The following is a 22,536-nucleotide window of genomic DNA, read 5'->3' as shown; positions in this document are numbered from 1 at the left end:
GGTTTTATTCATCCCCCACTGATTCATTAGCCCTCACCAACTGGTCGTTTACAGGAAATCCGACCACCACAAATAGCAAGATAAATAAAAAGAGGGGAATCCAAAAGTTCAGTTTTAATAATCTTTTGGATTCCCCCCTTTTCTCGCCCAAAAATTCCTTATCACTTTTCATAGGCATTTCTCATATAGTGAAAATGACTATATAATTCCTATCCATAAGTTAAATAATGATTTCGCACATATATAAATACAAAAGATGGGAGCCCTATTTATGAATAACAATCCACCTTCAACGCCCCAAGACAACTCCGAAAACAATAGCCGTGATATTACGCTGCAAACATTAAGGGTCATCGGACTCGTCGTCCTTATTAGTGGTTATATCCTCGTTGCGCTCTCTGAAGTAGGTGAGCTGAAAGTCTTATTAACAAACCCAAATAGCAATCCTGATTTAGCTGAAGTTGATCCGTTTTAAAAGCCATATGAAAAGCGATTTCTAACATCGCTTTTCATATCGTTTTATCCAATCTGAGAAACCTCCCCCTCATACTTCTCTCTCCCTATCGCCTTCATAAATAATAAAATACTGCTCATACCAACGATAAAGTACAGAGCACTCATACCCCAAGATGCAATAAATGAACCTAGCATAACACCTAATGCCCCGTTCATTTTTGCCACTTGAAAGACCATTCCGTTAATCGCCATATAAGAACCTCTTGCCTCATTTGGCACCATATCTGCCATAATAGATTGACGCACTGGCACATACATCATCTCGCCTACTGTTTGGAAAAGCCCTGCAATTAATAAAATCCATAAGCTATTGCTCGTTCCGAGTATTGTAAATCCAATCGTGTAAATAAATAAGCCTACATATAAGATTTTCAAATCGTTGAAGCTTTTCAGCATTTTAATAAGAAGTGCTGAACATAACACAACTAAAATTGTATTCTCTGCAGAAATCCAGCTCAGCATGCGAATACCTGTTAAATCAAACGTAAAACCATTCCCGAATAAAAAGTGCACCGTTTCAAATTCCTTCTGCAAACGTACCCCTAAATAATTATTAATTTGAAACTCTAACGATAATGTACATATACTCGCTGCACAAAAAATTAAAAATGCTTTATCTTTCATCACGACTTTATAACTATCTGCCATATCTTTTAATACATTTTTCTTCTCCATCGTTTTTCGTGCTACATACACTTCTTCCATATACACAGCCATCACATATAAAGTCATAATGGCAACAAGCGTTAATACGATAAACAATTGTAGTCTATAGTTTTCAAATAGTAATCCTCCAAATATCGCTCCAATCGCAATCGATAAATTAATAGCCCAGTAATTAATGCTGTACATCACTTTTCGATTTTCAGGTGTACTCACATCAATTAACATCGCTTCTGTCGCAGGATTCATAAGTCCCGATCCTAAACTATTCACTAGCATAAAGATAAATGTTAACCACGGTGAGTCAACGTAATCCGAATTCGCAACTCCCATACAAGCAATGGAAATGACTTGTATACTTTGACCGATAATCATAACCTTTTTACGCCCAAGCCGGTCTCCAACATATCCACCGTATAAACCAATTACTAATGAAGCTATGACATTAATAAGTAGTAACGCACCAGCAATCGCGCTACCTAACTTTACGGAAAAATAAATCGCCATAAATGGAAAAATCATCGTGGACACAGTACGTGTTAAAAACGATGTTATAATTCTAATTTTTATATTTCGATGCATACTCCAAAATCCCATTGTTTCCCCTCCTTATGCTTACTTATTTTACTTTGAAAAAAAGGAAGAAAAAGGTTAGAATATTCTAAAGAGTTTCCCCTTTTATGATAGAAGGAAGTGTATATATGAAAATTATGGACTATTACATTAGACTAAGACTACATGCACAAGATCAACAACATATGCGAAATAGCTTACAAGAATTAGCGGATGTTTTATATTGCAGTACGAAAAACGTAAAGATTTTATTAAAGAAAATGAGCGAGGAGCAATTAATTAGCTGGACTCCAGGGCGAGGCCGCGGAAATAAAACGGAAATTCTATTTATACATAATTTCGTAGAAGCGATTGAGTCCTATACAGATGAACTGTTAGCACAAGAAAAATTAAAAGATATCTTTCTTCTTTTAAAAGAACCCCTACCCCTTGCACTTCAAAAAAAGATAGAAAATAAACTACATCATCATTTTGGATACGAACCTTCAAATGATATGTACGACGTATTAAAGATTCCTATATCGAGAAAGATATTCCCATTAGATCCGGCTTTTGTGGCTGTAACTACAGAGAGTCATCTTACGAGTCAAATTTTTGATACGTTAGTTGTCTATAACGATGTTACTGAAAAAATGGAGCCTCACATTGCGCATACATGGGAATTAAGTGAAGATGGACTTACGTGGACCTTTTATTTACGAAAAGATATATATTTTCACAATGAATCAATTTTAACTTCTAAAGATGTACAGTTTTCATTTGAAAGACTAAAGCAAGTTCAATCCCCTTTCGAATGGTTAACAGAAGAAATTGTTGAAATTGAAACACCATCACCACTGCAAATTCGATTCCATTTAGCAAAACCAAATTTATTTTTCTTACACTATGTAAGTTCAATGCAGCTCGCAATTTTACCGCGTGATACGAGTATTCAAAATCATCATTATATAGGTACTGGACCTTTCAAACTTGCTCATTACTCTGAAGATAATATCGTACTCGAAGCGTTCACCCATTATTTTAAAGAGCGCGCGTTATTAGACCGTATTGAATTTTGGGGTATTCCTGACCATGTGCAAATAGATGCTGATTATGAACTACCAAACGAAGAGGAAAATGAAAGGCATGATATACAAATAGAAGAAATAGGTTGTATTTATGCTAGCTTCAACTTTACAAAACCTGGTCCTCATCACGACATTTACTTTCGAAAAGCTTGGAGAGAACTATATGATGTTGAAATGATACTTCGTAACATAGAGGGTAGACGGACAATTGCTGCATCAAGCTTTTTCCCTGATAGAAGCCGCCTTGCAACAAGAAGATCCTACTCTTTAGAAAAGGCAAAAGAGTATTTGAAAAAGAGTACATATAATGGAGAAACGATACATATTTACTTCTTCGCATTTAAAGATAGTGCAAATGATGCATATTTCTTAAAAGAACGATGTGAAAGTTTAGGTATACAAGTAGAGCTTCACCCATTTCCCGTTTCAGATTATATGAATCGCTCTATTGATAAACATGCTGATATTATTTTCATGGGAGAAGTATTTGCTGCCAATTATGAAATTGCATTCTTAAATGTATTTAAAAATAAAAGTTGCTTCGTAAATCGGTTCATGGACCCGCACTACGAAAAACAAATTAACTGTTTACTAGATACATTTTTACTAGAAGAAAATAAAGAAAAGCGCTATGAACTCATGTATGAGATTGAAGAGTTTTTACAAGCAGAACACATCATTTTATTTAACTATCACGTTCTAAAAAGAAAAACATACCCTTCTTCTTTAAAAAATGTAACAATTGATTCATTTGGTTGGGCAAATTTTGCGAAGTTATGGATACAGCCATCCATGTCTTAAAATGTGAGTCATTATAAAAGGAGAAGGTACTACATCCTTAGTAGTACCTTCTTCACATACTATTATTTAATTACTCCATCTAAGTGATCTTTCAAGTTCAATAAAAACTTCTCTATATCCGGATTCTTCACCACATCATAACAAGCAAAACTCTTTAACGGACTCATACCGAGAAACTTCTGCACGCGGTGTAAATGACTAAGCGCTGATTCTAAACTTTCTCCTTCAAAGAACTTCGTCTTATCTCCAAATGCTTTTTTAGGTGCATTCCAAGTTGTAGAGAACATATACTCTTTCTCTTTTAATAAACCACCTGTTCCATATTCATCTGCCCCTTTAAAGAACAAACCGTATTCATATACTTCATCCATATACGTTTTAAATAAGCCCGGTACACTAAACCAGTAAATTGGCGTTTGATAAATCACAACATCGGCCCATAAAAACTTATCTTGTTCTTCTTTAATATTGTAACCATCTTGAATCGTTGTTGTTTTCACATGATGATTCTCGCCTAATACAGTAACCATATAATCTACTAACGTTTTATTTAATCGTCCTTCCTTTGTACCGTATTTTTCATGTCCATTTATAATAAATATATTTTTCATCGCTTTTCTCTCCCCTATATGATCTACTCTTCAGCTATTAAGCCGAGTTGCTGCTGTAGTGTAAGATTATCTTCTAAATGCCAATCTTCCGTTATCTTTCCGTCTTTCACATGTAAAATATCAATTGCAAAAAAATTAATTTTCTTACCATTATGCGTTCCTGTAAAAGAAAGACGGGCTGTTACTTTATCACCAACAACTAATAAGTCTTCAATCTCGCAATGTATATCAGGCACAACTTTACGAAAATTTTGCGCTGCAAACTTTAATCCTTCAATGCCTTGTGGTCGCCCTTTCGGCAATGTATTATCGAAGAAATCTTTAGTAACAGTCTGCGGAATAAGTTCCTCCTTACCTGTATCCCAAAATGCATAAAAACGCTGCGCCGCATGAACCATTTCTGTCGCTTCTTTTTTACTTAGTGAGGGATCAATTGTCATTGCTTTTGGCTTTGGCATTTCTTTTAATAACTGAACTTCAGTTTTTTGTTCCACACCACATGCTACAAGCACAATACAAATAACAAACAAACTAAGAAATCCAAGTAACTTTTTTATCCCCATGGAAATCACCACCTCCTTATATAAATCCTTTTTGTTTCGTATTGCTATTGTATATGCACTAACTTCCTTTATGGAAGTAGTGATATTTTTTTCATATAGTTACCAAAAGTATAGTTTTGTGATACTATAAAGCAAATTCATCTAAAAAAATTTTATGGAGGCTAGTTCCATGAACGATATAAATCCAGTTGAATTAACGAAAGGTTTACCTGGCATACCTTGTCCCATCGCTAAAACGCTTGATGTAATTAGTACAAAATGGACGTTTTTAATCATTCGTGATCTTCTTATCGAAGGAACATTACGCTTTAGTGATTTACAAAAATCAATGGATGGTATTAGTCCAAAAACATTATCTCTTCGACTAAAAGAATTAGAATCTCAAGGCATTATAACGAGAAAAGTATATCCAGAAGTTCCGCCTCGTGTAGAGTACACATTAACGGATAAAGGAAAGCAATTAGAGGGGATTTTTATTGAATTAAAACGGTTTGGGTTAAGTTTATAAAATGAAACTTTAATCAGGATAAAACAAAAACCCCTTACCGTCGTAAGGGGTTTTATTACTTCGCAAAACTTTCAGCCAACTGTTTCTCTCTCCACATAAATGTAATGCCGAGACCAACTATTAAAACAACGCCTGAAAATGCATATGGATAATGAATATTCATATCAAATAATATTCCGCCCATCGCTGGTCCTGCGATATTTCCTAAACTCGTATAAGTCGAGTTCATACCAGCGACGAATCCTTGCTCTTTTCCGGCTGCTTTTGATAAAAATGTCGTTAAAGCTGGACGAAGTAAATCAAATGCTAAGAAAATGAAGCAAGTAACGAGAAGTACAATCCAATAATTAAAGACTAAAGTTGAGACGAATGCTAATACTGCACCTACAATTAAACATATTTGAATTAACACTTTCTCACCGAACATGTCTACCAATTTGCCAAACATAAATACTTGCACAACTACCCCAAAGATTGAACTAATTGTAATAATTGCTGCGATATCTTTCGGCGAGAAGCCAAATTTATGATCAGAGAACAAGCTAAACACTGTTTCATACGCTGATAATCCGAATGCGAGTACAAATACGATAATAAATGCAATTGCATACATTGGATGTAATGATTTCTTTAAATCACCAATAAAACTTGATTCCTTCGTATTAGAAGAAATCTCTGCAAGTTCTTCTTTCGTTAACGGTTCTTTTAAAATAAAGATCGAAATCACACATGCTATAAAAGCAATTACTGCTGCAACGAAAAACGGCACACGTATACCGTATTCTGCAATAAATCCGCCGATTCCAGGACCTATAATGAATCCAGTACTAATAGCCGCAGATAAGTATCCCATCGCCTTTGGACGTTCCTGAATAGATGTAATATCCGCAACATACGCCGTAACACCAGGCATAATAAAAGCAGCACTAATTCCGCCTAATACCCTTGCTACATAAAGCATCCATACATCTTTTCCTAATCCAAAAAGAAGCTCTGAAACACCAAAAATAAATAATCCAATGATTATCATTTTCTTTCTACCGTAAAGATCAACCCACCGGCCTGTAATAGGTGAAGTAATGAGCTGTGCCATTGCAAACACTGCAACGAGATATCCCATCGTCTTCCCTGTTAAATGCATATCATTCATAAAGGACGGCATAACCGGAATGATTAATCCAATCCCTAAAAAAGCGATAAATATATTACTCAAAAGAATGACCAATACCATCTTTTGTTCTTTTATCGGTTTCTTCACTTTTTAACACCTCTTCCCGTAAGTTCCTCTCAAAAAATAATGCCCAAGAAGCTTTTTCTTTATCCTTCTATTTGTGGGCTAGTCATGAGTAGAGATGCCCCCCTACTCGTTAGAATTTCACACTATCCTTCCACACATACATACGCATTAGATGAATGACTATCATTCAGTTTTCCTCAAAAATGAACCTACCTTTTCAGACAGGTTCATCTCACTATTTCTTTATATGTAGTGCATGTGTTAAAAAATCTAGTACTTCTGCCTTTTGCAAATCGACTTGCTCATCATCTTTATGATCATATAAATACACTTGTTCCGCTGCTGATTCAACTAGAGCGATAAATAACTTCGCTGTTCGCTCTGCGTGAACCGAATCACGAATTTCACCAGCTTCTTTTGCCTCATTTAAAAATTCACTTAGCCACATATAAAGGGGCTCATACACAGCTTCCCATTCTTTTATATGTTCTGTAGATGCAAGACCAGCATACATTAAAGCCTGTATTTCACGATATTCAGCTATAAAGTGAAACACCGCATCTATTACTTGCGTCACTTTACTTGAGAAAGGCGCATCGTTTTGCACTTTTTCTTTCACTGCAAGTATCATCTTTTCAACCATCACTTCTGCTATTGCAGGCATAACAGATAACTTAGAAGGAAAATATAAATAGAAAGTTCCTTGCGCAATGCCAGCTAATTTCACGATATCAGAAATCTTCGTTTTTTCGACGCCCTTTTCCTGAAACACTTCAATAGCTGCATAGACAATTTTCTCTTTTTTATTCATCATCTAAACCCTTTCACACGCATATTGAATGACTGTCACTCATTTTATAAGATAATCGATTGTACTGTCAATGATAGTGAACTCTAAGAGGAAATCATTTTTTTATAATAAAATCTCCTAATAAACAATTAGGAGATAAAAATACAATATATCTTTAAGAAAGTGCCTTTAATCCTGTCACTCCACATACAATAAGAAACACACTAATGATACGCGCTTTACTTTTCGACTCACCAAACAAGAACATGTTTAACAAAACTGCACCTGCTGTTCCGATACCAATCCAAACCGCATACGCGACACTTACTTGTAAAAATAAGAAGGAAGTATACAAAAATGCGAAGGATGTAGCAAACCCACCTATATAAATCGCACCATTGGCTAATGTCTTATCTTTACTATACATTTTAAGTCCTATCACACCGACTATTTCACTAATTGCAGCACAAAATACGAAAAACCAACCCATTTTTAAGCAGCTCCTTCCACAGTTTCTTCTTTATTGTCAGCTAACTTTAAACCGATAACGCCGGCTACTACCATAAGAATGAAGAATAGTTTGCCTGCGCTGAAACTTCCACCGAAAAGAAATACATCCATTAAGAAAGTACCTACCGTACCAGCTCCAGCGAAAATAGCATATACAGTTCCTGTTGCAAGATGTTCACACGCTTTAGAAAGGAAGTGAAAATCAACAGCGATAACTCCTAAAATAATAATCCAATGCCACCAAGTATTAGCCGTATTAAAACCAAACACCCAAAAAATTTCAAAGATACATGTTAATATGACATATAACCAAGCTCTATTTTTCATACCTCTCACCTCTTATGACTGACTATCAGTCATTTTTGTTTTAAAAAAATATACTCTTTCATCAATACTATATAAAAACAACTATCATCCTCATTTACCATTGTATTTGTTCCATTTCTAAGCTAACTGCATCCTGTCACACGAAAATGACTGAATGTCATTCATATATATTGTACATGAACATTTTAAAAATTGTCAATGCCGAAAGTTTATTTAAAATTTCTTTCATCCTATTTGTATATTTCCTAATAATCTGTCAATAATGCTAGTAACATAATATTTTCTCCACTCCCCCTTGGAGAGATCCCTTGAATGGAGCAGTTAGCTTTTGCTAGCTGCTCTTTTTTATTTATCCATACACTATGATGAAATACTCATAGATCAAATCCATTTTTCATCACATAACAACCATCTATTTATTTTCCAATGAGCCTTTGTATGCACGAATTTTATTCTCAAGCATCTTCTCTGTAACCTCTAAGTTTTCTCTTTGAATCTGAATAGATTTCCTATGATCTTCTAGGAGCTGTAAACGAGCTTCTGTTGTATGCGCCCCTTCTGTATATAATCTAGCGTATTCTCTTATTTTCGCTATTGGCATTTGCGTTTGTTTTAATTTCATTACAAACTGCAACCACTTTATATGTGACTCTTCGTAAAGTCGATTTCCATTTGTATCACGATTTGCAATCAATATATTTTCCTTTTCATAATAACGTAGTGTATGTGTGCTCAATCCTAATAATTTTGCTACCTCACTAATTGTATACATACTAAACTCCCTCCACATGCTTATCCTTATATATTTTATGAACGTATCAAATTTATAAAAAACATTTGACTTAGAGTATACTCTAACAAATACAATCTAACCATAAATAAATTTGAATTTAGGGGGATTTTATATGAAATACACTGTTATTACTGGTGCAAGTTCCGGAATTGGTTATGAAGCAGCTTTAGCATTTGCATCTCGCGGGAAAAATTTAGTACTTGTAGCTCGAAGACAAGAAGAATTAGATGGATTAAAATTGAAAATTAACGAAATGCATCCAGAGTTAGATGTTGTCATTCGACGAACTGATTTATCTGTTACTGAAGATGTTTATAAACTTTATGAAAGCCTACAAGCTTTTCAAATTGAAACGTGGATTAATAACGCAGGTTTTGGTAATTTCGCCTCAATTGCCGAACAAAATTTAAATAAAATCGAGACGATGTTGCATGTCAATATAGAAGCACTAACAATACTCTCTTCTCTTTTCGTTCGAGATTATTCAATGGTTGACGGAACACAGCTTATTAACGTTTCATCGGGCGGCGGATACACGATTGTCGCTGATGCTGTTACGTATTGCGCTACAAAATTTTATGTAAGTGCCTTTACAGAAGGGCTGTCTCACGAACTGAAAGAACAAGGCGCAAAACTGCAAGCAAAGGTTTTAGCACCTGGGGCAACTGAAACAGAATTTGCAAAACGTTCATTTGGTATTGATGAGTTCGAATACGATAATGTTGTACCGAAATTCCACACTGCAAAACAAATGGCACAATTTATGCTTGACCTTTATGATAATGATAAGGTTGTAGGAATTGTCGACGGTTTAACGTATAACTATGAACTTAAAGATCCACTTTATAATTTTGCCGTAAGACAAACGAATTCAAATTCTTAATAACCTGTCCATTTCTTATGTAAATACATGTTCCCACTATATCTGTAAATAATAGTGGGAACTTTTTCTCTATAAATTTTTTATCCAACATACCGAACCATCGCCACTTCATCACAATAATCCATCTTTGGACAATGTCTACAATCAATCCATACTTTCTCTGGCAACGCTTCTTTATTTATAAAATCAAATCCACACTTTTGAAAAAATACTGTTTCATATGTTAAGGAAATTACTCTTCTTACATTTATTTTCGTAGCTTCCTCCATTACATGATTTACGAGCATACGCCCTATTCCTTTCCCTGCATATGTATGCGAAACTACTAACGATCGTATTTCTGCAAGATCTTCCCCTAATACATGCAATCCAGCAACTCCAACAATTCTCTCGTCTTCTTTCATAACATATAAACATTGCAAATATTGATAAAGAGACAAAAGAGAACGTGGTAAAACAACTCCCTCTTTTGCATAAACCTCAATAAGACTATAAATTTCTTTCACATCACTCGTCACCGCATTACAGATTTTCATATTACATCCCCTTGCCCTCGATATTAATATTTATAACTTAAAATGAATTTTAATTCATAATTTCATATAATAATACAGCTCTCTTTTCTCCTCGTCAATCACTTTATACAAACAAAAAACCAAGCAATCTAATTGATGCTCGGTTCCTCATCTCGTATCGGTAATACTGTTGAATATTTAATTTCACGAAGTGCCAAACTCGTCTGTATACGTGTAATACCAAGCTTATTCAGCTTTCTAATAAACTGCTCTAGTTCTTTACGATCACGATTTGCAACCTTTAATAAATAATCGTACTCTCCTGTTAAACAGTGACATTCTAACACTTCCGGCATCGATTCTAATTCTTTCTCCAACACTTCTAACTTGTCAAATTGATGAATATTCGTACTCATAAAAATAAAGCATAATAAATCAAACCCAAGCTTTTCTTGATTTAAAATCGCAACTTGCTTATCGATGAAACCTTCCCCATCTAACCTTTTTATTCTTGCATGCATCGCAGCCGGTGATAAATTAACGCGACGTGCCAGCTCTGCATTACTTACTTGTGAATCCTTCTGCAATATATCTAAAATTTGTACATCCAAATCATCCAACACTTTAATAACAGACGACTCCATTACAATTCCTCCTTTTTTCTTACCGATGATTATTCGAAAAAACAACTTATAATTTATATAAAACTGAATATCTTTCTGTAAATATCATTTTAAACTAAAGATTTTATCGAGTTTTCACCATTATACAAAATAATATATTACATAATAAAGAAAAATGCTAAAATTATTTACAATTCGTATTGATTACAAAAAAGGGGATTTTATCATGCCTTATTTTTACGTCTTTTTACTATTACTAACGAGCTTATTATGGGGAGGAAATTTCGTCGTTGGAAAATCACTCGTCGATCATGCATCACCGATGACATTGACAAATTTAAGATGGATGATTGCGATTGTTTGTTTATTACCAATGGTATGGCTTAAAGAAAAGAAAATCCTTCCACCACGTACCGCAATAATTCCGTTAATATTAATGGGAATTTCAGGAGTCGCTCTTTTTAACATCTTTCAATTTTTAGCATTAGAAAAAACATCCGCTACGAATGTAGGTCTTATTTCTACATTGAATGCAATTTCAATCGCATTATTTTCAGTATTATTTCTAAAAGAAAAAGTAAATACACTTCAAATCCTATCCATGATTCTTTCATTCTTCGGGGTCATCCTCGTCCTATTAAAAGGTGATTTCTCGCTTTTATTTTCACTACATTTTAATAGCGGTGATTTATGGATGATTGCAGCGGTTTGTATTTGGGGAATCTATTCTGTTTGTAGTAAATGGGCAACAAAAACAACTACACCACTTATGGCAACGTTGTACTCTGGTATTTTCGGCGTTATTTTATTACTACCGTTTAACATAGGTAGCTTCACTGTTTCAAATATAAATACTTCTTTCATCACATCACTTTTATATACTGGGCTTATTTCGACAGTTCTTTGTATGGTATTTTGGAATATTGGCGTACAAAAATTAGGCGCAACTACATCAGGTATTTTTCTAAACTTCAATCCAATTTTCACAGCCATTTTAGCATTCATATTTCTCGGAGAAGAATTAACGTGGATACAAATTTTAGGGACAATTATCGTTGTAACAGGATGTTATTTATTTTCTCATTTCAAAACTGTTGCCGTTCAGCCAACTAGACCTTTAATACGAAAACATTCTTAATGAAAAAACATCGTCATCTAGGTTGGCGATGTTTTTATTTACTCTTCATTTCTCTTATATACTGCTTTTCCTCTTCTGGCGATAAACGTTCCGTCGCCTTGCCAGTATCTCCACCTTGAAGGCTCCATAAAAAGTTATGCTCCTCAACAGTTTGAGAAAAATCTCCTTTTTCCCACCTATTTATAATAGAAAATAACTTCATTTTATATTGAAAACCTGTACTATTTTCAATATCTCTTTTTACATTAGAAATTTCCTTTTTTGTCATCTCTACAAATCCCCATTTTTCAGAGGATTTTACCTTTTGGTGCACCATTTTATGCATAGTAGAAATAATTTCACCTTCACTAATTTGCGGAGCTTCTTCTGCAGCTTTTTTCTCTTTTTCGTTTGTCGCTCGCTCGGTTTGAATATTTTTATTTTCTTTTTCTACATATGCAAGCAATTTCATTCCGCCAACTATAGACGAGAAAATTACTATAATTGTAATGCATATACCTACGATCCATTTAAAAAGCATTAGCTCTTCATTGCTTCCCTAACAATATGACTATCTACATATTGCTTAAACTTCACGATTTTTCCGTTCTCCAGTTGCCATACATGAACAAATTCTGCTTCAAATGATTTTCCTGTTTCTTTATAAACTCCAGAATACATACCTTCAGCAATAATTACATCTTTTCCGCTTACTTCATGATATGTATTTACACTTGCTTTATAATCATCCCATTCTGATCCTAAACGGCTAAATACATTTTCCATTATAGCTTCTACGCCTTTATATGTTCCGCCGTACGGAAAACCTTCTGCCTCTGTCCATTCCACTTTTTCAGAGAGGGCTTCTGCTAAATGCTTTGCATTCGAAGAAGCTGATCCTTCATACGTGCTTTTAATAATTTCTAAATTTGATTTAGGCATATTTCTTCCTCCCGTTTATTTATTTTTACACAAGACGTAACCGACATAGTTACATCTTGTGTAAAAAAATATTTAAATTGTTTTACTCTTAATCTATTCATTGTAATCATTATAGTTACAATACTTCTTCAAGTCAACATTTATAAATAAAATTTACTTCGTTTTCATTACTTTCTCTTTTAAGAAACGATCTACATATCCTTCTGCTTTTACTACGAATAAATACGCACCCATTGATAATAATGCAAGATCTAATTCATATCCTGGATTCTTTCCATCTCCTAATAAACCTGCTGCTCCATTTACCTTTACGATAGCTCCAGCTAAAATAAGAGCGAATAACAATCCTACATATCGTACACCTAAACCGATAATTAATAATATACCACCAACTAATTCTACAGTTGCTACGCCATATGCAAGGCCACCTGGTAAACCGATGCTTGTAAACCATCCTGCTACATTATCGATACCTGATTGAAACTTTGCTAAACCATGTGCAAAGAACGTAACTCCTAACACGATACGAATAATTAAATTCCCAATATATTGATTCATTTTGAACTCTCCTTTTTGTTTTGTTATGGTGAACTTTTATTTACAAGTCAAAACAATACGGTATTTTATTTCATTCGTCAAATACTTTTTTAAATAAAACAAAAAACATTATCCGTTTTACGGATAATGTTTTCTTACAAAATAGCGCTAATTCAAGCTTTTATTCTATCGCATAGAAAAAGTTGGAACATTTTTCCAGCGCCAATATAAGGCAGCAAAGAAACGTCCTCTTCCACAACCATTCCAACAACATTCACTTTCTCATCTACAGGTAAATCATATGTGGCAACTTGCATCTCCCCTGCATATCTACCGTACAATTCATTATCAATTGTAATGCTCCCTTTCTTTCTTACAATTGTATGCATCGGCTTTATCACCACTCTATTTCCTTCCCTTGATTCTACAGATCGAATAACATCACGAGACGGATCTAGTCTATTTGTATGCACTTGCTCTACCACTTTTAATACTTCTTTATCAGTTATAAATGATTTGTAACGCAATGGAATAATCCCTCTACTTGCACTAGCTACTTCTTGCATACTTTCTAAACTTGCGCTTATATCTCCAATCAATACTTTATCAACACCACAATCTTGTACAAGTTCTAAGTACGCTTCAAGCGGGCGCATATTGCGATGTTTTTCTAACGTTGGTAACCCTTCATATAACGGACCACGTTTTTCCGCATCTCCTGGAATAAATGCCATTGTCTTTATTCCGCACTTCTGTAAATATTGATTTTGTTTTTGTAAGAAGGACTTTGCTAGTCCTGTCTCTGGGCGCGGGTAAAAATTATGCCATGCTTCTACATTCTCTACTCTTATATGTTCTGTAAGTAATTCTTTCCAAAATGACTTTGTAATCGTACTCGCATTTAAAGCTACTTTCATCTTATGAGATACGCTTGCAATTTCTTTTGGCGCAATGCCGTAATCCATTCTTAAACCGGTAATACCCCAGTCCAATAGCTCTTCCACATTTTCATATGTTAGCCCTAAATGGTGTAACGATTTTGGAGAAACATCAACCATTAGCTCCATTTCATGTGCAAAAGCTTGTTTCCCTAATATTTGAATTAACTCTTTATACGTATTTGGATCATCTTCTGGAATGTGCAGTGATGTAAAAATAGATGTAAACCCATGTTCCTTCGCTACTTTTAGCCACTCTTCTTGTTTCTCTACTCGTTCTTTTGAAAGATAAATGGAAACTCCGATCATATAAATCTCCCTCTCTATTAATAGAAAAAGAGAAAGGAATCCCTTTCTCTATATGTTTTCTGCCATTTCTTCTTTAAATCCGAAGAAGTACGTAAAGATAAATCCGAAAGCATATGCAATTACTAAACCTAAGAAATATAGTAAATATTTATTGTCAGCAATTAACGGAATTAAAGATAGCCCTGATACGCCAATTCCAAGAGAAGCTGTTTGCATAACTGCTTGGAATGCACCACCGACAGCCGCTCCTAAACAAGCAGTAATAAACGGTTTCCCAAGTGGTAATGTAACCCCGTATAATAGCGGCTCACCAATTCCTAAAAAGCCAACTGGCAATCCACCTTTAATTACATTTCGAAGTCGTTTGTTTTTTGTTTTCACATAAATCGCAATTGCTGCGCCCACTTGGCCAGCACCAGCCATTGCTAGTACTGGTAATAAAGGTGTTACGTGTGTTTGATTAATAAATTCCATATGAATTGGTGTTAAACCGTGATGCAATCCGACCATAACAAGAGGTAAAAATGTTCCCGCAAGTACTGCGCCAGCAAATGCTCCGCCAATATTTAAAATCGCATTAATTCCGCTCGTAATACCATCTGATAAGAAACCTGCTAATGGCTGAATGGCTAACATTGTTACAATACTTACAACTAATACAGTAATGAGTGGTGTCACGATAATATCAACTGCATTCGGCACTGCTTTTCGAACTTGTCTTTCCACTACAACCATAAGCCATGCTGCAAAAATAACTGCGAATAATCCGCCCCGTCCGGGCACTAATGCTTCACCAAACAATTTTACGTTTGCCATCGCCGGGTTGAAAATTAAAATGCCAGCAATTGCCCCAAGAACCGGTGTCCCGCCGAACTCTTTCGCTGTATTCCAACCAACTAAAATCCCTAAGAATGTAAAGATACCGCCGCCAATGAGTAGTAACATTTGTAACCACGTTGCATTTGGATCAGCACCAGCGTTTTTCGCAAAGTTAGCAACCCCGTTTATAATTCCTGACGCAACAAGTCCTGGAATTAACGGAATGAAAATACTTCCTATTTTTCGTAAAAAGTTTTTCACCGGTGTATTATTTTTCTTCTTAATCTCTGATTTCATCTCTTGCCCAATATCTTCAAGGTGATGATCTGCTATCTCACCAATTCGTAGTCCTGTTAAGCCTTCCATTTCAGCTGCTACTTTATTTACTGTTCCTGGACCAACGACAACTTGAAGCGTCTCATCTTCTATAACACCCATAACGCCTTCAACTTTTTTTAAAAGGTCCATATTTACTTTACTTTCATCATGAAGCGTTAATCGTAGTCTCGTCATACAATGAGCAATACTACGAATATTTTTTATTCCTCCAAGTTGCTCCGAAATTTCCTTGGCCATTCTCTCTTCTTTCTTCATAATAGAATCCCCCTCCCTATTATTTTATAGTGCTTTCTTCACAAACCCTTTTGCGCATTTTAGTTTCTCCAGTGCTTCCCCATATTCGCACTGCAACAACACCATAACAATGGCAGCTTTTACGTTACGTTCTGCCTTTTCATAATACTCTGCCGCTACTTCATAACTAGTGCCTGTTGCTTCCACAATAATTCGTTTTGATCGTTCTACTAACTTTTCATTTGTGGATTGAACATCTACCATTAAGTTTTTATATACTTTTCCTACACCAATCATCGAAGCTGTTGAAATCATATTCAACACTAATTTTTGTGCTGTACCAGCTTTTAAACGCGTTGATCCTGTTAATATTTCTGCACCTGTCTCTACTTCCACATTTAACTTTGCATATTTACTTATTTCAGCATTTTTATTACAAGAAATACTCGCTGTACTCGCTCCTACACTCTGTGCGTATTTCAAGCCGCCAATTACGTAAGGAGTTCTGCCACTTGCAGCAATTCCAATCACTGTATCTTTCTCATTTAATCCAATACTTTTTAAATCTTCTTCTGCTAACTCTTCGCGATCTTCGGCACCTTCCACCGCTTTAGTAAACGCTTTCAATCCACCTGCTATAAATCCTTGCACCATTTTATCATCCGTGCCAAATGTCGGCGGACATTCCACTGCATCTAGAATACCTAAACGACCACTCGTACCAGCACCAATGTAAATTAAACGTCCCTCTTCTTCAAAAGATTTAATAACAGTCTGTACAACCTTTTCAATTTGTTCTATCTCTTTTTCAACTGCTAACGCAACAGTTCGATCTTCTTCATTCATACTTTGCAACACTTCTTTTATGCTCATCTCATCCAAATTCATTGTTTTCTCATTACGATGTTCTGTCGATAAATTTTCTAACATATTGCCACCCTCTTTGAAATTATATTTCACACTTTTATTATAACTTTAAGAAACTAAAAATCAATTACTCTTTCTTATTTTATGAAATAAAATTTCACGACATGACATATTTTTGTCAAAGATCATAAAGTGAAACTTTAATCAGTGTGGGTTTTGTTCATCCCCACTGATTATTAGCCCGCACCAATCGGGCATTTACGGGCAGTTGATCCCCACCTAACTTTCTTTGCTTCCGCTGAATTTTGAAGTGAGGGTCTTACTGCCCGGCAAATAGGGGGATAAAAAAAGATGAGTCTCCTCATCTTTGCTTCTACTTTAACTTCCGTAACCGCAACGCTTCTTCTCGCGTCTCCATAAATTGATCCAATACTTTATTACCAATCCGATTGAAAGTAATCACATATAAAGCATCAATCATATTCAGTTGCGTCATTCTCGAAGCAATACTCGCAATACGATGATCTTGTTCTACATCTGGCATACAAAGGCGAATATCCGCTTCTTTATATAACGGTGATGATTGATCTAGTTTCGTAATTCCAATAACAGTTGCACCTTGTCTCTTTGCATACTGCGCCATTTCAAGCACATCTTTCGTTCGACCAGATGTTGAAATCGCAACAAATATATCGCCTTCTTTTAAATTCGTCACAAGTGGCAACATCATATGAAAATCAGATAGCATCATCGCTGTAAATCCAAGCCGCGTAAATTTATAAGCTCCGTCCATTGCTGGCGTAGCTGATCCGCCTACTCCATAAAAGATAATTTTATCGGCATTTACAATACGATCTGCAGCTTTCTCAAGTTCTCTCTTATCTATTGCAGTAACACTCGCCTCAATTGCAGCTTTATTCACATAAGTAACTTTATTAAATAAATCATACGGTCCATCTTCTGTATTCATCACTGAAAAATCGTTAATATTATAATCAGCAATAGTTAATTCACGAACGAGTGCTATCTTAAATGCTTTAAAACTTCCGATTCCAATCGATTTACAAAAGCGAACGACACTCGCTTCACTTGCGCCTGCATTCGTTGACACTTCTTTCGTCGTTAAATTCGGTACAATCTCTGCATTCTCCATTATGTACATGGCAACCTTCTTCTCAGCTGGTGAAAATTGATCCATATTACTTTCAATTTTAAATAGTAATGTTGAAGCTTTCACTATTTAACCTCCACTTCTTACGGTTGCGTTCACTTATTTTCTCTTGCTTCAAGAAGGTAATAACCATCATCGCCAGGAGGATGAAACACATTTACAATGCGATTCCCTTTTTGATAAACAGTTCTTTCCCCTTCTGTCCACTTCTTTTCCCAACCGTTCATCCAAATCGCAACATCAGGTAAAAAAGCAGTATATTTCAGCTTCTGACCGTACTCACCATCTGCTTCTTCCGAAAAAATAGAAACCGGAAAATCTTTCACTTTTGATTCTTTCCATGCAGTAAATGGTATACATACTGCAATAAGTACGATTACACCAATAACCTTCTCCTTCGTAATCTTCACACTTCCCTCTCCTTGTCATATCACATACATAGATTTTACCATAATTACAAACGCTTCATGCTATATGATCGTTGCTTTTAGGAATAAAAAAAGAGCTTACCTACATCAGATAAGCCCTTCCTCTCTATGCAAAATATTTCTTCAAAAGTGGTGGTGTAATAATCGTCGTCAATATAACAACAATAACAATCGCTGTGAAATTTTCTTTCGCTAATAAATTCGCCGTAAGTCCATTTGCTGCGATGATAAGCGCTACTTCACCACGTGATACCATCCCCGCGCCAATACTAATAGAAGATTGGAGATTAAATCCTGTCAGTCTCGCTCCTAAACCTGATCCGATTAACTTTGTGAAAATTGCAATAAGAGTCATAATAATAATGAACCAAAGCTGGCTTCCAATACCTTGAAATGTAATTTCCATTCCGATACTTACGAAGAATACTGGAACAAATATTGCATAAGCAATCGGTTCAATTTTATGTTCCACTTCATGCTTATACTCTGTTTGAGAAATAGCAATTCCCGCTGCAAACGCTCCAATAATACCTGCAATTCCCATCATTTCACTGTAATAAGAAAAAGAGAAGCAAATAATAAGAGCCGCGCTAATTAACGCTTCTGTTACACGAAGCGGGACAAGCATTTTCATAATCCAAGGAACGACTTTCCATGCAATAAAAACAATACTTACAAAGAAAATAATTTTCTTTACAATGACAAGTGTTATATTCACATCTTGTGTTCCTAAAAAACTCATTACAAATGCTAATAAAATAACGACAATGACATCATCAAATACGGCAGCACCTAAAATTGTTGTACTTTCTCTCGTATTCATTTTTCCTAAATCACGTAGCGTCTGCACCGTAATACTAACCGATGTCGCGCAAAGTAATAAACCTAAAAAAATGGCATGGGATTGTATTAATCCAAACAGCAATCCTGTTACATAACCACCGATGAAAGGAAAAATAATTCCACCAGCCGCTACTGCAAATGACGATTTCAAATTCCGATTTAACTCTTCTAAATCCGTTTCAAGTCCCGCCATAAACATAAGCAACAAAACACCAATCTCACTCAGTTCATCAATCAATTCAGAACTATTAATAATACCGAGTACAGCCGGACCGATAAGAATACCAACAAGTAACTTACCAAGTACAGAAGGCTGACCAAGTCTCACACTAATATCACCAGCTAATTTCGTACAAAGTAAAATGACGACAAGTTCAAAATAAAATAACATAGCATCTGCTCCTACTTTAACTTTAATCAGTGGGTCGTTAACCCACGTCCATTTCTGCAAGTAGTTTCCCCTATTGATCCGCATTTTATTTGTCATATTTTTATTTGACAAAATATTCTGAATTATATTAAGATTAATCCAGTAATTTTAAAAAACTCCATACCATAACTGCACCTCCACTTACTTACTCTTTTTTAATGGGCTCATACTATAGTCGCAGTTATGGAAATGAAAAAACGGGGGGAGAGAGTCCAAAGTGAAGTCATTATTACGAAAAAAAGCGCTTAGTACTGAGTCACCAAAGCAACTAGATAGAACATTAACTGCACTCGATTTAACGTTTTTAGGAATCGGCGCCGTAATTGGGACAGGGATCTTTGTATTAACAGGTATTGTTGCAGCAAAACATTCTGGTCCTGGTATTATGCTATCATTCCTTATTGCTGCATTTACTTGTGCTTGTGTAGCCTTTTGTTATGCTGAATTTGCTTCTTCTATTCCTGTCTCAGGAAGTGTGTATACTTACGCATATATGACAGTCGGAGAAGTCGTCGCCTTCATCGTCGGATGGTGTTTAATGCTCGAATATTTACTTGCCGTTGCAGCAGTAGCTGTCGGTTGGTCTGGTTATTTACAATCATTACTACAAGGTTTCAATATACACCTGCCCGCCATAATCGCCTCGGCCCCTGGCGTAGGAAAAGGTGGCCTCATCGATTTACCCGCTGTTTGTATTTTACTAATCATTACCGGTCTTTTAAGCTTCGGTATACGCGAAAGCGCTCGCATTAATAATATTATGGTTCTTATCAAGCTAGCAGTTATTATCGCCTTTATCGTAGCAGGCGCAAAATATGTAAAACCTGAAAACTGGACACCGTTCATTCCATTCGGATACGACGGTATTATTACTGGCGCTGCCACTGTGTTTTTCGCCTTTTTAGGTTTTGATGCAATCGCAACCGCTGCAGAAGAAACGAAAAAACCACAGCGTGATTTACCAATTGGTATTATTGGTTCCCTTCTTATTTGTACTATTTTATATATGATTGTATCTTTCGTTTTAACAGGTATGGTTCCTTATACACAATTAGACGTTTCTGATCCAGTTGCATTTGCATTGCACTTCGTTGGTGAAGATGCAATTGCAGGACTACTCGCTGTTGGAGCGATGACTGGAATGACAACCGTCCTCTTAGTCGTTATGTATGGACAAGTTCGCGTTTCATATGCAATGAGCCGTGACGGTCTACTTCCAAAAGCGTTAGCACGTGTAAATAAAAAAGTAAAAATCCCTTTATTAAATACGTGGATTACTGGCGTTGTTGCCGCTTTATTAGCAGGCCTTTTAGATTTACATTTGCTAGCGAATTTAGTAAACATCGGCACGTTAACAGCCTTTACATTCGTTTGCTGCGCAGTACTTATTTTACGAAAAACACATCCTGACTTAAAACGCGGATTCCGCACACCTTTCGTACCTGTACTACCAGTTGTCGCGATTCTTTGCTGCTTATATTTAATGATCAATTTGTCTAAAACAACATGGATTAGCTTTGCAGTTTGGCTTATAGTCGGCTTATGCTTCTATTTCTTCTACTCTAGAAAGCATAGTCATTTAGCTATTGAAAAAACAAATGATGAACAGAAAAAAGCATAACAAAATAGCTCGCCGATAAAATGGCGAGCTATCTTTCTGTACTATTATATTTTTTCGTTAACGATTGTAAAATGAAAAATATGCCGATGCAAGCTGTAAACCATGCCCAATTTCCTATTGGTGTCGAGTATTTGATCATTCCAATACCCACAAGCACTAAGAAAATAATCACCTGATATATGAGCTTCCACTTTTGCATATATTCCCTCCTTTACTTCGTGCCCTTCTTTTTCTTCTTCCAGGCATTCAAACTATCAAAGAAGAAGTTAATAAATAACGTTCCTAATCCTGCTAATAAAAACGTCATTAAGAATAAAACCCAAATACTTTTATCTTTTAATAAATAATATCCTACAAGGAGCACAACCGCGATCCATACATATTCAAGAATTCTTTTTAGCTTTTTCTGTTCCAAATTATTCGCTCCTTCTTTCTATGCTACTTTTAGTATAACAAAAAAGAAGCCTATCATGATAAGCTTCTTTTCTTCTCTCTTATTTGTTCATACTTTTTTCAACAAGTGAAATCGCATACTCTAATGTACGATTCATCGTTTCTACCTGTGCATCTTTTACTTGCACATCTTGTAATACAGCTTCTGCAACTGTAATTTTTTGTTGCAATGATTTCACTGAACCATCTGTTACATTTACAGCTTGCGCTTTCTTCACTACTGCTTTTGCAGATTCAATATTGATCTGTAATTTTTCTTTCGTTGTTTTTGGTTGTTCTTCTGCCACTTTTGATTGTACGAATGTTACATTAGCTGATTTTAATTCGGTATATGTTTGAATAATTTGTTCCCCAGTACTTCCTACATTTTCAAATGCTTGCTTTGCAATGTTATAGCTGTGCGACACGTTCCTAACTGAAAAGGTTAGGCGCTGATTCAATATTCAGCAGAACTATTATTTCGAGAAGTCAAATGATAGGGTAACGCCTTGAAGGGCTTCCTCTGATA

General features: G+C 35.5%; 28 protein-coding genes and 1 pseudogene. 6 read left to right on the top strand and 23 right to left on the bottom strand.

Annotation, left to right across the window (positions count from 1 at the left end):
• Positions 1-4: 4 nt before the first annotated feature.
• Positions 5-172 carry a hypothetical protein gene (locus ACS2CR_RS19740; protein WP_170924163.1) on the bottom strand — a complete coding sequence of 56 codons (168 nt, stop codon included), beginning with the start codon at positions 170-172 and terminating at the stop codon, positions 5-7.
• 99 nt (positions 173-271) lie between these two features.
• Here ACS2CR_RS19740 and ACS2CR_RS19735 point away from each other — a divergent pair, with 99 nt between their 5' ends.
• Positions 272-475, top strand: a complete 204-nt coding sequence (locus tag ACS2CR_RS19735; protein ID WP_001063872.1) for a hypothetical protein — start codon at positions 272-274, stop codon at positions 473-475.
• Between the two features lie 44 nt (positions 476-519).
• Here ACS2CR_RS19735 and ACS2CR_RS19730 read toward each other — a convergent pair whose 3' ends face one another.
• Positions 520-1,776 carry an MDR family MFS transporter gene (locus tag ACS2CR_RS19730; RefSeq protein ID WP_098296045.1) on the bottom strand — a complete coding sequence of 419 codons (1,257 nt, stop codon included), beginning with the start codon at positions 1,774-1,776 and terminating at the stop codon, positions 520-522.
• An 83-nt stretch (positions 1,777-1,859) separates the two neighbouring features.
• Here ACS2CR_RS19730 and ACS2CR_RS19725 point away from each other — a divergent pair, with 83 nt between their 5' ends.
• Positions 1,860-3,620, top strand: coding sequence for an SgrR family transcriptional regulator (locus ACS2CR_RS19725; protein WP_140159914.1), 1,761 nt, complete (start codon positions 1,860-1,862; stop codon positions 3,618-3,620).
• A gap of 62 nt (positions 3,621-3,682) precedes the next feature.
• Here ACS2CR_RS19725 and ACS2CR_RS19720 read toward each other — a convergent pair whose 3' ends face one another.
• Both ACS2CR_RS19720 and ACS2CR_RS19715 read right to left on the bottom strand, forming a co-directional pair.
• Positions 3,683-4,231, bottom strand: a complete 549-nt coding sequence (locus ACS2CR_RS19720; RefSeq protein WP_000789183.1) for an NAD(P)H-dependent oxidoreductase — start codon at positions 4,229-4,231, stop codon at positions 3,683-3,685.
• A 23-nt stretch (positions 4,232-4,254) separates the two neighbouring features.
• Positions 4,255-4,794 (bottom strand): ester cyclase, encoded by a 540-nt coding sequence (locus ACS2CR_RS19715; protein WP_053512552.1) that lies wholly within the window; start codon positions 4,792-4,794, stop codon positions 4,255-4,257.
• 169 nt (positions 4,795-4,963) lie between these two features.
• Between ACS2CR_RS19715 and ACS2CR_RS19710 the strand changes: the two genes are divergently transcribed.
• On the top strand, positions 4,964-5,302 hold the full coding sequence (locus tag ACS2CR_RS19710) for a winged helix-turn-helix transcriptional regulator (protein ID WP_000997917.1): 339 nt from the start codon (positions 4,964-4,966) through the stop codon (positions 5,300-5,302).
• Between the two features lie 55 nt (positions 5,303-5,357).
• On the opposite strand, the gene ACS2CR_RS19705 is transcribed toward ACS2CR_RS19710, so the two are convergent.
• The 5 genes from ACS2CR_RS19705 to ACS2CR_RS19685 all read right to left on the bottom strand — a co-directional run bounded on the left by ACS2CR_RS19705 (position 5,358) and on the right by ACS2CR_RS19685 (position 8,938).
• Positions 5,358-6,560 carry an MFS transporter gene (locus ACS2CR_RS19705; protein WP_053512553.1) on the bottom strand — a complete coding sequence of 401 codons (1,203 nt, stop codon included), beginning with the start codon at positions 6,558-6,560 and terminating at the stop codon, positions 5,358-5,360.
• Between the two features lie 214 nt (positions 6,561-6,774).
• Positions 6,775-7,353 carry a TetR family transcriptional regulator gene (locus ACS2CR_RS19700; protein ID WP_001999151.1) on the bottom strand — a complete coding sequence of 193 codons (579 nt, stop codon included), beginning with the start codon at positions 7,351-7,353 and terminating at the stop codon, positions 6,775-6,777.
• 151 nt (positions 7,354-7,504) lie between these two features.
• Complete coding sequence (locus ACS2CR_RS19695) at positions 7,505-7,819, bottom strand: DMT family transporter (RefSeq protein ID WP_000539671.1); 315 nt, start codon at positions 7,817-7,819, stop codon at positions 7,505-7,507.
• Between the two features lie 2 nt (positions 7,820-7,821).
• Positions 7,822-8,166: a DMT family transporter gene (locus ACS2CR_RS19690; protein WP_000796018.1), complete on the bottom strand. Its 345-nt coding sequence runs from the start codon at positions 8,164-8,166 to the stop codon at positions 7,822-7,824.
• A 412-nt stretch (positions 8,167-8,578) separates the two neighbouring features.
• Positions 8,579-8,938, bottom strand: coding sequence for a MerR family transcriptional regulator (locus ACS2CR_RS19685; RefSeq protein WP_000288059.1), 360 nt, complete (start codon positions 8,936-8,938; stop codon positions 8,579-8,581).
• Positions 8,939-9,071: 133 nt separating this feature from the next.
• On the opposite strand from ACS2CR_RS19685, the gene ACS2CR_RS19680 reads away from it, so the two are divergent.
• Positions 9,072-9,842: an SDR family NAD(P)-dependent oxidoreductase gene (locus ACS2CR_RS19680; protein WP_000878073.1), complete on the top strand. Its 771-nt coding sequence runs from the start codon at positions 9,072-9,074 to the stop codon at positions 9,840-9,842.
• A gap of 80 nt (positions 9,843-9,922) precedes the next feature.
• On the opposite strand, the gene ACS2CR_RS19675 is transcribed toward ACS2CR_RS19680, so the two are convergent.
• Together ACS2CR_RS19675 and ACS2CR_RS19670 are read right to left on the bottom strand one after the other, a co-directional pair.
• Entirely contained in the window at positions 9,923-10,378 is a 456-nt protein-coding gene (locus tag ACS2CR_RS19675; RefSeq protein ID WP_000686662.1) for an N-acetyltransferase, read from the bottom strand.
• 128 nt (positions 10,379-10,506) lie between these two features.
• Positions 10,507-11,001, bottom strand: coding sequence for an Lrp/AsnC family transcriptional regulator (locus ACS2CR_RS19670; RefSeq protein WP_016109291.1), 495 nt, complete (start codon positions 10,999-11,001; stop codon positions 10,507-10,509).
• A gap of 205 nt (positions 11,002-11,206) precedes the next feature.
• Here ACS2CR_RS19670 and ACS2CR_RS19665 point away from each other — a divergent pair, with 205 nt between their 5' ends.
• Complete coding sequence (locus ACS2CR_RS19665; protein ID WP_042890525.1) at positions 11,207-12,118, top strand: DMT family transporter; 912 nt, start codon at positions 11,207-11,209, stop codon at positions 12,116-12,118.
• A gap of 34 nt (positions 12,119-12,152) precedes the next feature.
• Here ACS2CR_RS19665 and ACS2CR_RS19660 read toward each other — a convergent pair whose 3' ends face one another.
• From ACS2CR_RS19660 to ACS2CR_RS19620, 9 genes are all read right to left on the bottom strand, one after another.
• A complete protein-coding gene (locus tag ACS2CR_RS19660; protein WP_053512554.1) occupies positions 12,153-12,638 on the bottom strand; it encodes a PRK06770 family protein in 486 nt (161 codons plus the stop codon).
• Complete coding sequence (locus ACS2CR_RS19655) at positions 12,638-13,039, bottom strand: nuclear transport factor 2 family protein (RefSeq protein ID WP_053512555.1); 402 nt, start codon at positions 13,037-13,039, stop codon at positions 12,638-12,640. The genes ACS2CR_RS19660 and ACS2CR_RS19655 overlap by 1 nt, the downstream gene beginning before the upstream one ends.
• Positions 13,040-13,192: 153 nt before the next feature.
• On the bottom strand, positions 13,193-13,597 hold the full coding sequence (locus ACS2CR_RS19650; RefSeq protein WP_001077751.1) for a DoxX family protein: 405 nt from the start codon (positions 13,595-13,597) through the stop codon (positions 13,193-13,195).
• Positions 13,598-13,749: 152 nt separating this feature from the next.
• Positions 13,750-14,823, bottom strand: a complete 1,074-nt coding sequence (locus ACS2CR_RS19645) for a DUF871 domain-containing protein (RefSeq protein WP_000580612.1) — start codon at positions 14,821-14,823, stop codon at positions 13,750-13,752.
• A 48-nt stretch (positions 14,824-14,871) separates the two neighbouring features.
• Entirely contained in the window at positions 14,872-16,236 is a 1,365-nt protein-coding gene (locus ACS2CR_RS19640) for a PTS transporter subunit EIIC (RefSeq protein ID WP_000711291.1), read from the bottom strand.
• 24 nt (positions 16,237-16,260) lie between these two features.
• Positions 16,261-17,145, bottom strand: coding sequence for an N-acetylmuramic acid 6-phosphate etherase (gene murQ, locus ACS2CR_RS19635; protein ID WP_053512556.1), 885 nt, complete (start codon positions 17,143-17,145; stop codon positions 16,261-16,263).
• Positions 17,146-17,455: 310 nt separating this feature from the next.
• On the bottom strand, positions 17,456-18,319 hold the full coding sequence (locus ACS2CR_RS19630) for a MurR/RpiR family transcriptional regulator (protein ID WP_000648172.1): 864 nt from the start codon (positions 18,317-18,319) through the stop codon (positions 17,456-17,458).
• Between the two features lie 29 nt (positions 18,320-18,348).
• Entirely contained in the window at positions 18,349-18,663 is a 315-nt protein-coding gene (locus ACS2CR_RS19625) for a hypothetical protein (protein ID WP_000704958.1), read from the bottom strand.
• A gap of 124 nt (positions 18,664-18,787) precedes the next feature.
• Positions 18,788-20,011, bottom strand: a complete 1,224-nt coding sequence (locus tag ACS2CR_RS19620) for a cation:proton antiporter (protein WP_140159915.1) — start codon at positions 20,009-20,011, stop codon at positions 18,788-18,790.
• 160 nt (positions 20,012-20,171) lie between these two features.
• Here ACS2CR_RS19620 and ACS2CR_RS19615 point away from each other — a divergent pair, with 160 nt between their 5' ends.
• Positions 20,172-21,575 carry an amino acid permease gene (locus tag ACS2CR_RS19615; protein WP_053512557.1) on the top strand — a complete coding sequence of 468 codons (1,404 nt, stop codon included), beginning with the start codon at positions 20,172-20,174 and terminating at the stop codon, positions 21,573-21,575.
• Between the two features lie 28 nt (positions 21,576-21,603).
• On the opposite strand, the gene ACS2CR_RS19610 is transcribed toward ACS2CR_RS19615, so the two are convergent.
• The 3 genes and pseudogenes from ACS2CR_RS19610 to ACS2CR_RS19600 all read right to left on the bottom strand — a co-directional run.
• Positions 21,604-21,774 carry a hypothetical protein gene (locus tag ACS2CR_RS19610; RefSeq protein ID WP_001174850.1) on the bottom strand — a complete coding sequence of 57 codons (171 nt, stop codon included), beginning with the start codon at positions 21,772-21,774 and terminating at the stop codon, positions 21,604-21,606.
• A 12-nt stretch (positions 21,775-21,786) separates the two neighbouring features.
• Positions 21,787-21,990, bottom strand: coding sequence for a hypothetical protein (locus ACS2CR_RS19605; protein WP_000435800.1), 204 nt, complete (start codon positions 21,988-21,990; stop codon positions 21,787-21,789).
• Positions 21,991-22,069: 79 nt separating this feature from the next.
• Positions 22,070-22,429 (bottom strand): annotated as a pseudogene (locus ACS2CR_RS19600) (LamG-like jellyroll fold domain-containing protein); the annotation flags it as partial.
• Between the last annotated feature and the right edge of the window lie 107 nt (positions 22,430-22,536).

Source organism: Bacillus cereus group sp. BceL291, assembly GCF_051776705.1.
Lineage (GTDB): Bacteria > Bacillota > Bacilli > Bacillales > Bacillaceae_G > Bacillus_A > Bacillus_A cereus.
This window is presented reverse-complemented; position numbering and strand designations above follow the sequence as displayed.

What these genes read in the sequence shown, in the direction of transcription:
- ACS2CR_RS19740 (WP_170924163.1), bottom strand. Translation starts at nt 172, where the DNA reads ATGAAAAGTGATAAGGAATTTTTGGGCGAGAAAAGGGGGGAATCCAAA.
- ACS2CR_RS19735 (WP_001063872.1), top strand. Translation starts at nt 272, where the DNA reads ATGAATAACAATCCACCTTCAACGCCCCAAGACAACTCCGAAAACAAT.
- ACS2CR_RS19730 (WP_098296045.1), bottom strand. Translation starts at nt 1,776, where the DNA reads ATGGGATTTTGGAGTATGCATCGAAATATAAAAATTAGAATTATAACA.
- ACS2CR_RS19725 (WP_140159914.1), top strand. Translation starts at nt 1,860, where the DNA reads ATGATAGAAGGAAGTGTATATATGAAAATTATGGACTATTACATTAGA.
- ACS2CR_RS19720 (WP_000789183.1), bottom strand. Translation starts at nt 4,231, where the DNA reads ATGAAAAATATATTTATTATAAATGGACATGAAAAATACGGTACAAAG.
- ACS2CR_RS19715 (WP_053512552.1), bottom strand. Translation starts at nt 4,794, where the DNA reads ATGGGGATAAAAAAGTTACTTGGATTTCTTAGTTTGTTTGTTATTTGT.
- ACS2CR_RS19710 (WP_000997917.1), top strand. Translation starts at nt 4,964, where the DNA reads ATGAACGATATAAATCCAGTTGAATTAACGAAAGGTTTACCTGGCATA.
- ACS2CR_RS19700 (WP_001999151.1), bottom strand. Translation starts at nt 7,353, where the DNA reads ATGATGAATAAAAAAGAGAAAATTGTCTATGCAGCTATTGAAGTGTTT.
- ACS2CR_RS19695 (WP_000539671.1), bottom strand. Translation starts at nt 7,819, where the DNA reads ATGGGTTGGTTTTTCGTATTTTGTGCTGCAATTAGTGAAATAGTCGGT.
- ACS2CR_RS19690 (WP_000796018.1), bottom strand. Translation starts at nt 8,166, where the DNA reads ATGAAAAATAGAGCTTGGTTATATGTCATATTAACATGTATCTTTGAA.
- ACS2CR_RS19685 (WP_000288059.1), bottom strand. Translation starts at nt 8,938, where the DNA reads ATGTATACAATTAGTGAGGTAGCAAAATTATTAGGATTGAGCACACAT.
- ACS2CR_RS19680 (WP_000878073.1), top strand. Translation starts at nt 9,072, where the DNA reads ATGAAATACACTGTTATTACTGGTGCAAGTTCCGGAATTGGTTATGAA.
- ACS2CR_RS19675 (WP_000686662.1), bottom strand. Translation starts at nt 10,378, where the DNA reads ATGAAAATCTGTAATGCGGTGACGAGTGATGTGAAAGAAATTTATAGT.
- ACS2CR_RS19670 (WP_016109291.1), bottom strand. Translation starts at nt 11,001, where the DNA reads ATGGAGTCGTCTGTTATTAAAGTGTTGGATGATTTGGATGTACAAATT.
- ACS2CR_RS19665 (WP_042890525.1), top strand. Translation starts at nt 11,207, where the DNA reads ATGCCTTATTTTTACGTCTTTTTACTATTACTAACGAGCTTATTATGG.
- ACS2CR_RS19660 (WP_053512554.1), bottom strand. Translation starts at nt 12,638, where the DNA reads ATGCTTTTTAAATGGATCGTAGGTATATGCATTACAATTATAGTAATT.
- ACS2CR_RS19655 (WP_053512555.1), bottom strand. Translation starts at nt 13,039, where the DNA reads ATGCCTAAATCAAATTTAGAAATTATTAAAAGCACGTATGAAGGATCA.
- ACS2CR_RS19650 (WP_001077751.1), bottom strand. Translation starts at nt 13,597, where the DNA reads ATGAATCAATATATTGGGAATTTAATTATTCGTATCGTGTTAGGAGTT.
- ACS2CR_RS19645 (WP_000580612.1), bottom strand. Translation starts at nt 14,823, where the DNA reads ATGATCGGAGTTTCCATTTATCTTTCAAAAGAACGAGTAGAGAAACAA.
- ACS2CR_RS19640 (WP_000711291.1), bottom strand. Translation starts at nt 16,236, where the DNA reads ATGAAGAAAGAAGAGAGAATGGCCAAGGAAATTTCGGAGCAACTTGGA.
- murQ (WP_053512556.1), bottom strand. Translation starts at nt 17,145, where the DNA reads ATGTTAGAAAATTTATCGACAGAACATCGTAATGAGAAAACAATGAAT.
- ACS2CR_RS19620 (WP_140159915.1), bottom strand. Translation starts at nt 20,011, where the DNA reads ATGACAAATAAAATGCGGATCAATAGGGGAAACTACTTGCAGAAATGG.
- ACS2CR_RS19610 (WP_001174850.1), bottom strand. Translation starts at nt 21,774, where the DNA reads ATGCAAAAGTGGAAGCTCATATATCAGGTGATTATTTTCTTAGTGCTT.